Genomic DNA, 7,549 nt, shown 5'->3' with positions numbered 1-7,549 from the left:
CGCTTGAGCGTATCGCCGCAGGTTGGCCATCAAGCGATCTCGACGCTCTGATGCCCTGGAACTTCAAGAAGTAACGGCCTCACGTCACCGCTTACCTTATGGCCTTTCCTTCGAGGAAATCATCGATCGTGTCATAGCCAATTCCATAGACCTCTTCATCGGGCTTCAGCGGGGCGTCCGACTCCAGATCGGCTGTGGGGACCTTGCACACGAGGTCGGACGGTGCTCCCAGGTAAGTGGCGATGGCGCGAACCCGCCTCTTGTTCAGCCCGCTGAGGGGAACGACATCTGCGGCGCCGTCTCCGTGCTTGGTGAAGAAGCCCATCAGGGCCTCGGCGGCATGGTCCGTTCCAATCACCAGCCCGTTCGCGGCTCCGGCGATCGCGTATTGGTAGATCATCCGCTGACGCGCCTTCACATTGCCGAGGTGGAAGTCGTCGCGCGCCGTGCCAAAAAGACCACCAGCGGCCTTTCGAACCTCAGCGAACAAAGCGTCGGCAGCCGGTTTGACATTTGCCTCCAAGCCAAGATCGGGATTGATCGCCGCCAGACATTCGCGAGCGGCCGCCTCGTCAGCCTGTGTCCCATAGGGCAGCCGAACGGCGATGAACTTCGCGAGATAGCCGTCCTCGCGCAACGCCCGGACGGCGGCTTGTGCAAGCAATCCGGCAGTCAAGGAATCGACCCCGCCGCTGATGCCCAACACATAGGCCCGGGCATTTGCCTGTCGCAAATAGCCGGCCAAAAAAGCGATCCGCTCGCTTGCTTCCTTCTCCGCATCGAACTCACCTGGCACGCCGAGTGCCCGAATGATCTCGAATTGCTCGTTCGCTGACCAATTGCCAATCAAATCTGCCTCCCATTCGACGCGTCCGCGTCAAGCGCTCTCATCGTCGGCTCTTCTTGTGTGGCGGTCCTCCCAATGTTGCTCAGCGCCCGGCACTGGGGCAAGCCAGGGTTCACGTCTCTTCACCCACAATTCATAGGTCGGAACCAGTTTGGTCGGGGCATCGCTCAAGGTGCCAAGCTGGACCTCGGCTTCATCTTCGTCATAGGCAAACATGCGGGAGCCGCAGCGGGTGCAGAAACGCTGTCCGTTATGGGCAAGCGTCGTCTCCCCGGTAGCGTGGAAATCGTCTCTGGTCCAAACGGCGTAGAACGTGAATGCCGATCCGCTCTCTCGGCGGCAATTGGCGCAGTGACAGATACCAACTCGGATGGGTTCGCCTTTCACCTCGTATTTGACCTGCCCGCAGAGGCAGCTACCCAGTCTCTTCGTCATCGTCGTGACTCCGTTTCCTCCACCGGCGGGGGCTGGTTCGATCATCAATGACTCACCGGGATCCAGATTGCTATTGCGGAAGACGAGAAGCGTGACCTTCTTAAATCGAACCTGATCGCCTCACCTTTACCTTCTGCGCGATACTCGCCGCAGTCTTCCTGATGAGCGGAATGGCGCTGCTGCCTGCGATCCTGCCCGTGCTGGCAAGGCGGCCAGAATTTGTCCCGGCCGCATAATTGAGGGCTTGGCGAGCGGTCGTGATAGTGTTGAGATTGTTGCGCGTGGGGGATCTCCGGGGTGGCGAGTGGATGATCCTGTGCTGTCGTGGCAGGCGTCGGTCGTTCCGACCTGGCACCTAGCCGTAAGAGGGCAAAATGATGGTTCCGTTGCCGCATGCCGACCAATCCATCCAGTCGTCGACCGGTACACTGCGGCCGGATATCATCGCGGGCCTGACGGCCGCGGCCGTGGTGCTGCCGAAGGCCATGGCCTATGCGACCGTTGCCGGCCTTCCTGTCAGCGTCGGGCTCTACACCGCCTTTGTGCCGATGATCGTCTATGCCCTGCTCGGAACCTCGCGCGTGCTCAGCGTCAGTTCGACGACCACCCTTGCGATCCTGACCGCGAGCCAGCTCGCGCTCGTCGTGCCTGATGGGAACCCTGAGCAGCTGATCACCGCAACCGCTACGCTGACGGCGCTCACAGGTCTGCTTTTGATCGCTGCTTCGGCCCTTCGTTTGGGTTTCGTGGCGAATTTCATTTCGTCGCCGGTCCTCACGGGTTTCAAAGCCGGGATCGGCCTGGTCATCGTGTTGGACCAGGTGCCAAAATTGTTAGGGCTGCATTTTACCAAGGAGGGGTTCTTCCGGGATATCGTGAACCTCGTCCACCATTTGCCCGAGACGTCGCTCGTCACATTCGCGGTCGGGGCCACGGCGCTGGTGCTCCTACTCCTCCTGGAAAGCCGTTGGCCGCATTCTCCGGCTCCGCTCGCTATCGTCGCGGCGGGCATAGCCGTTTCGTGGCTCGCCGGTCTCGGTCCGGCAGGCGTCGCAACGGTCGGGCACATTCCTCGGGCCCTGCCTTCGCTGGTGCTACCGGATATCGACCTGATCCTGCAGCTCATTCCGGGGGCGTGTGGTATCGCGTTGATGAGTTTCACCGAGACGATTGCCGCTGGACGGGCTTTCGCAGTCGCGGGTGAACCGCCCATCCGCCCAAATCGCGAACTGATAGCGACCGGCGCTGCCAATCTTGCCGGCGGGCTTTTCGGCGCGATGCCGGCAGGCGGCGGCACATCGCAGACGGCGGTGGTGCGCGCCGTCGGGGGGCGCACGCAAAAGGCCTCGCTGGTGACGGCGGCGGCCGCGGCAGCGACAATGCTCGTTCTTGCGCCGCTGCTTGGGCTTTTACCGCAGGCCGTGCTCGCGGCCATCGTCATCGTCTACTCCGTCGGCCTCATCAGGCCCGTCGAATTTGCCTCGATCCGCAAGGTTCGCCGGATGGAGTTTCGCTGGGCGCTTGCCGCCTTCCTCGGCGTGCTGTTGTTCGGCACGCTCCAGGGCATACTCGTCGCCATCACCCTGTCGCTTGTCGGCCTCTCGAGCCAGGCGGCGAACCCGCGCATCCATGTGGTCGGCCGCAAACGCGGTGAAGACGTCCTGCGGCCGCTTTCGACAGAGCATCCGGACGACGAAACCTTCGAAGGTTTGTTGATCCTGCGCCCGGAGGGGAGGCTCTTCTTCGTGAATGCCCAGCAGGTCGGCGACCGTATTCGCATGCTGGCCAATGAACAAAAGCCGCGCGTTCTGATGCTGGACCTCAGCCGCGTTGTCGATATCGAATACTCGGCGCTTGAGATGATCATTGATGGCGAGCGCAGTCTTGCACGAATAGGCATCGAACTCTGGCTTGCAGGCCTCAACCCGGATGTGCTCGCCTATATCAGGGCGTCAGGGTTTGCCGATCAGCTTGGCCCGGACCGCATGTTTTCCAACACCCGGGCCGGTATCCGTCGCCATCAGGATAACCTCGCGGCCACGCCGTCATAGCCAGGCGCGGGCGCCCGTTCTCTTGGTCCCCATCTTTACCTGTGACGCGATTGCCAGGTCGGTCGGCTGTTGACGGCCGTCAATGTGGCCGGTGCCGCGCGGCGGACGACCCGGCGTTGCGCTGCAGGTGTTAAGGCTGGAGCCGACCGTATACACGCCTTCAATTGCGTGGTGGAACGCTGCGATGGCTCGGCTGATGAACTTGCGGCTTGCGGATATCAGGCCCGAGTGGCGGTTCACGACGGCTTGGCATCACCGGCTGTGGCATCTTCCGCGCCTTGCGTGAGTTTGCGCGCTATTTCGTAGAACGCATGGACAAGTTTCCCGTTGCTGCGTTCGCGCAGGCAGATGAGCGCTTCGTCCATCAGCATTTCCGGGGCATCGATCTTGATCGGCACGAGACGCGTGTCCTGGCCGAACTCGGCGGATGAGACGAAACCGACGCCGCCACCGGCAGCGACGATCTCGCGAACCGCCTCGCGGCCCTCGGCCTCGATCAGCGGCGTCAGCGTGACGCCACATTGTTCGGCCATGGCCTCGAGCTTCTGACGGGTCTTGGAGCCTCGCTCGCGCATGACCAGCGGATGTTTTGCGAGTTCCGCGAAGGTGACGCTCTGACATGCCGCCAGGGGATAGTCGCGGCTTGCAAAGGCGACAATCGGCGTCGAATTGAGCTTCAGAACGTCGAAGTCGCCGGCCTGCGGGATTTCACCGAGAACGCCGATATCCGCCTCATAGGCGTGCAGGCTGGTGATCACGGTCTCCGTGTTGCCTGCGTCGATCGAAACCTGCACGGTCGGGTAGGCCCGCCGGAAGGCGGCCAGGATGTGCAGCAGATGGTGTGCGGCGTCCGCGACGATCCGGAGCTTTCCGGCCCTTAATGCGCGCGACTCCGAGAGAAGATCGAGTGCCTGCTGCTCGACGTCGAACATGCGCCGGGTGACTTCCAGAAGCTGCTGGCCGGCCTGGGTCAGCGTCACCTGCTTCTTGTTCCGATTGAAGAGCAGGACGTCATACTCCTCCTCCAGTTTGCGCACCTGGTCGGAGACGGCGGGCTGCGTCAGGAAGAGGGCCTCGGCTGCCCGCGAGAAGCCGCCGTGGATGGCCACATTGTGAAAGGCACGGAGCTGGACATAGCGCACGGTAACGCCCCTTCGATAAATTTTGTCGATGAAACTATCAGAACGAACGATTTGATTTATGTAAAGGGGCAAAAGATAATTTCCGGAGCCAACCCTTTCCGGAGCGCGCCTATGAATCTTTCGGCCGTCGCCCTCGAACTCACTGCCGCAACCGTCCTGCTGCTTTATGCCGTCAGCCTCGTCAGGAAGGGCGTCGAAGCTGCTTGCGACGATGTGGTCACGCGTGCCGTTGGCGGTGCTGGCGGCAGGCCGCGCGCGGCGGCCTGCGGCTGTCTGATCGCGATTGCCCTGCAGAGTTCGACGGCGGTTGCCATGCTCGCCGCCAGCTTTGCCGTGAGCGGTGCGCTGGCCCTCGATGTCGGTCTGGCGGTCCTTCTCGGCGCGGACCTGGGCTCGGCCCTCGTCGTCAAGATCCTGAGTTTTGATTTGCACTGGCTGGCGCCATTGCTGATTGCCGCTGGCGGCCTCCTGCATCTCAAGGCGCGCGCCCGCAAGCCGGCAGAGGCAGGACGTGCCGTTCTCGGGATCGGGCTATTGCTCCTGTCGCTGCAGATGATCGGCCATGCGACATTGCCGCTTGGTCAAAGCCCGCTGCTGCCGGCGGCGATAGACATGCTCAGCAAGGACGCGCTGACGGTGATGATCGTTGCGGCAATCTTCACCTGGGGCCTGCATTCCAGCGTCGCGGCCATTCTGTTGATCCTGACCTTTGCCGCAAAGGGTTTGCTGCCGCTCGACGTCGGCGTTCCCCTCATCCTTGGCGTCAATCTCGGCGGCGGACTGATCGCGCTCTGGCTGACCCGTGGCCTGCCGGTGGAGGGCAGACGCCTGCCGCTTGGCAATCTCATCTTTCGGGCGCTGTTCAGCGCCGCGGTCTTCGCGCTGTTTTCCATGCAAATCTCTTTTGCGTGGCTGCCTGGCGCGACGGTCGCTGCCAAGCTCGTCAACCTGCATGTGCTGTTCAATGCGGCACTGGTGCTCCTGGGTCTTGTGTCGTGTGGTCTGATGGCGCGCTTCGTTCGCCTTCTCACGCCGGAAAACGTCGGGGGAAAAGATGCCGGTCTTGCAGCGCATGTCAGTGCGCTCGACCGGTCTCTAATCGAAAAGCCGGCGCAGGCATTGGCGGCCGCCGCACGCGAAGTGCTGCATATGGGCAACCTGATCACGCGTATGCTCGAACCGGTCATGGGGGTGATCGCGACGCCGACGCCGGAGACGGTCGATGCGCTGCGCCGTATCGATGGGGACATCCATCGCGCTCATAGCGAGATCAAGCTGTTTATCGCCGCCGTCAACCGGGGCGTGCTGACGGAGGAGCAATCCCGGCGCGGCATCGAACTGACCGAGGCGGCCATCCATCTGGAATATGCCGGCGACGTGGTGTCGAAGAGCCTGTTGCGCATGGCGGAGGAGCGGCTCGAGGGTGCCGGTCCCTTTTCGCCAGCGGGCTGGCACGAGCTGACGGCGCTGCATGCCGCGGTGTTTTCGAATGTGAAACTTGCCGCCAATCTGCTCGTCTCGCCCGAACCGGTGATCGCGCGCGAGATGGTGCGTCAGAAGGAACATGTGCGCCGGCTGGTCCAAGAAAGCAGTCAGAGCCACCTTGAACGGCTCAGGCAGGGAATTGCTGCGAGCATCCAATCGAGCGACATGCATCTGGAGATCGTGCGTGCGCTGAAGGAACTCAATTCACTGGTCACGACGATGGCCTATCCCCGTCTTCGCGAGACCGGAGATCTGCTTGAAAGCCGTCTCGTTCCTGCCGCATAGACATATAAATGTAATCGATAGATTCATACAAAAGAACGATTTTACATATATATCCGTCCGCCGCATTGTCATTCCCGGAGACGCCAACGTGAGGACGGACAATGCCAAACACCGCTTCTGACAGAACCATCGCACCGCTGGAAACGCCGAGACTGGGCGAGCCCTATCTGCTGACGCCCGGCCCGCTGACGACGGCCTACGAGGTGAAGGAGGCGATGCTCCGGGACTGGGGCTCATGGGACGGCGATTTCCGAGCGATGACGGCGGAGCTGCGCCGCCAGCTTCTCGACATTGCCGGCGACACCAAGGGCGAATTCGACTGCGTTCCGATGCAGGGCAGCGGTTCGTTCTCGGTCGAGGCGATGCTCGGCAGCTTCGTTCCACGCGACGGCAAGGTGCTGGTGCTGATCAACGGCGCCTATGGCAAGCGCATTGCCCAGACGCTCGACTATCTCGGCCGTGACCACGTGTCGCTCGACAAGGGAGACTATATGCCGCCGCGCGGGCCGGAGGTTGCCGCAGCACTCAATGCGGATCCGGCTATCACCCATGTCGTCGTCGTTCATTGCGAGACCAGTTCCGGTATCCTCAACCCGCTGAAGGAAATCTCCGACGTCGTTTATGCCAGCGGCCGCAAGCTTTTGGTCGACTCCATGAGCGCCTTTGGTGCCGTTGCGGCAGGCATTGCCGACTTCCGTTATGAGGCGATCGTCTCGTCGGCAAACAAATGCATCGAAGGCGTGCCTGGCTTCGGCTTCGTCATTGCCCGCAAAAGCGAGCTGGAGGCCGCCAAGGGCCGTAGCCATTCGCTCAGCCTCGATGTGCACGCGCAGTGGGACACCATGAACAAGACCGGTCAGTGGCGTTTCACGCCGCCGACCCATGTCGTCGCCGCGTTCCTGGAGGCGCTTCGGCTACATCGCGAGGAAGGCGGCGTCGCTGCCCGCGGCGCCCGTTATGCCCGCAATCGGGACGTCATGGTCGCCGGCATGCGGGAGGCAGGTTTCGAAACCCTGCTCGCCGACCGCTGGCTGTCGCCGATCATCGTTACCTTCTTCAGCCCGGCCGACCCGGCTTTCGCCTTCGACCGCTTTTACGAGCTGATGAAGGAGAAGGGTTTCATCATCTACCCCGGCAAGCTGACGGTCGTCGATAGTTTCCGCGTCGGCTGCATCGGCCGCATGGATGAACATGTGATGCGCCGCGTAGTCGAAGCCGCGCGCACATCCCTCACTGAAATGGGGGTCGCCAGTGCCGCCCCTCCGGCGATCGCCCTTGCCGAACGCAGCCGTCTCGCCGCTTGA

Annotated in this window: 6 protein-coding genes; 3 read left to right on the top strand and 3 right to left on the bottom strand. The window is 62.2% G+C overall.

What is annotated here, in order from left to right; translation table 11 throughout:
* Positions 1-91: 91 nt before the first annotated feature.
* Positions 92-847 carry an ammonia-dependent NAD(+) synthetase gene (gene nadE / locus ABIE33_RS31560; protein WP_429132410.1) on the bottom strand — a complete coding sequence of 252 codons (756 nt, stop codon included), beginning with the start codon at positions 845-847 and terminating at the stop codon, positions 92-94.
* A 30-nt stretch (positions 848-877) separates the two neighbouring features.
* Positions 878-1,282 carry a GFA family protein gene (locus ABIE33_RS31555; RefSeq protein ID WP_429132398.1) on the bottom strand — a complete coding sequence of 135 codons (405 nt, stop codon included), beginning with the start codon at positions 1,280-1,282 and terminating at the stop codon, positions 878-880.
* A gap of 377 nt (positions 1,283-1,659) precedes the next feature.
* Here ABIE33_RS31555 and ABIE33_RS31550 point away from each other — a divergent pair, with 377 nt between their 5' ends.
* Positions 1,660-3,333: a SulP family inorganic anion transporter gene (locus ABIE33_RS31550; RefSeq protein ID WP_429132408.1), complete on the top strand. Its 1,674-nt coding sequence runs from the start codon at positions 1,660-1,662 to the stop codon at positions 3,331-3,333.
* Between the two features lie 236 nt (positions 3,334-3,569).
* Here the strand turns inward: ABIE33_RS31550 and ABIE33_RS31545 are convergent, their stop codons facing one another.
* Positions 3,570-4,475 carry a LysR substrate-binding domain-containing protein gene (locus tag ABIE33_RS31545; protein WP_429132396.1) on the bottom strand — a complete coding sequence of 302 codons (906 nt, stop codon included), beginning with the start codon at positions 4,473-4,475 and terminating at the stop codon, positions 3,570-3,572.
* Positions 4,476-4,586: 111 nt separating this feature from the next.
* On the opposite strand from ABIE33_RS31545, the gene ABIE33_RS31540 reads away from it, so the two are divergent.
* Together ABIE33_RS31540 and ABIE33_RS31535 are read left to right on the top strand one after the other, a co-directional pair.
* On the top strand, positions 4,587-6,245 hold the full coding sequence (locus tag ABIE33_RS31540) for a Na/Pi cotransporter family protein (RefSeq protein ID WP_429132394.1): 1,659 nt from the start codon (positions 4,587-4,589) through the stop codon (positions 6,243-6,245).
* A gap of 101 nt (positions 6,246-6,346) precedes the next feature.
* Complete coding sequence (locus ABIE33_RS31535) at positions 6,347-7,549, top strand: 2-aminoethylphosphonate--pyruvate transaminase (RefSeq protein ID WP_429132392.1); 1,203 nt, start codon at positions 6,347-6,349, stop codon at positions 7,547-7,549.

Origin of the sequence: Ensifer sp. 4252 (assembly GCF_050434565.1) — a bacterium.
Taxonomy (GTDB): domain Bacteria; phylum Pseudomonadota; class Alphaproteobacteria; order Rhizobiales; family Rhizobiaceae; genus Ensifer.
This window is presented reverse-complemented; position numbering and strand designations above follow the sequence as displayed.

Excerpts from the sequence above, each read along its gene's own strand:
- ABIE33_RS31535 (WP_429132392.1), top strand. The coding sequence starts at position 6,347 with ATGCCAAACACCGCTTCTGACAGAACCATCGCACCGCTGGAAACGCCG.
- ABIE33_RS31540 (WP_429132394.1), top strand. The coding sequence starts at position 4,587 with ATGAATCTTTCGGCCGTCGCCCTCGAACTCACTGCCGCAACCGTCCTG.
- ABIE33_RS31555 (WP_429132398.1), bottom strand. The coding sequence starts at position 1,282 with ATGACGAAGAGACTGGGTAGCTGCCTCTGCGGGCAGGTCAAATACGAG.
- ABIE33_RS31550 (WP_429132408.1), top strand. The coding sequence starts at position 1,660 with ATGGTTCCGTTGCCGCATGCCGACCAATCCATCCAGTCGTCGACCGGT.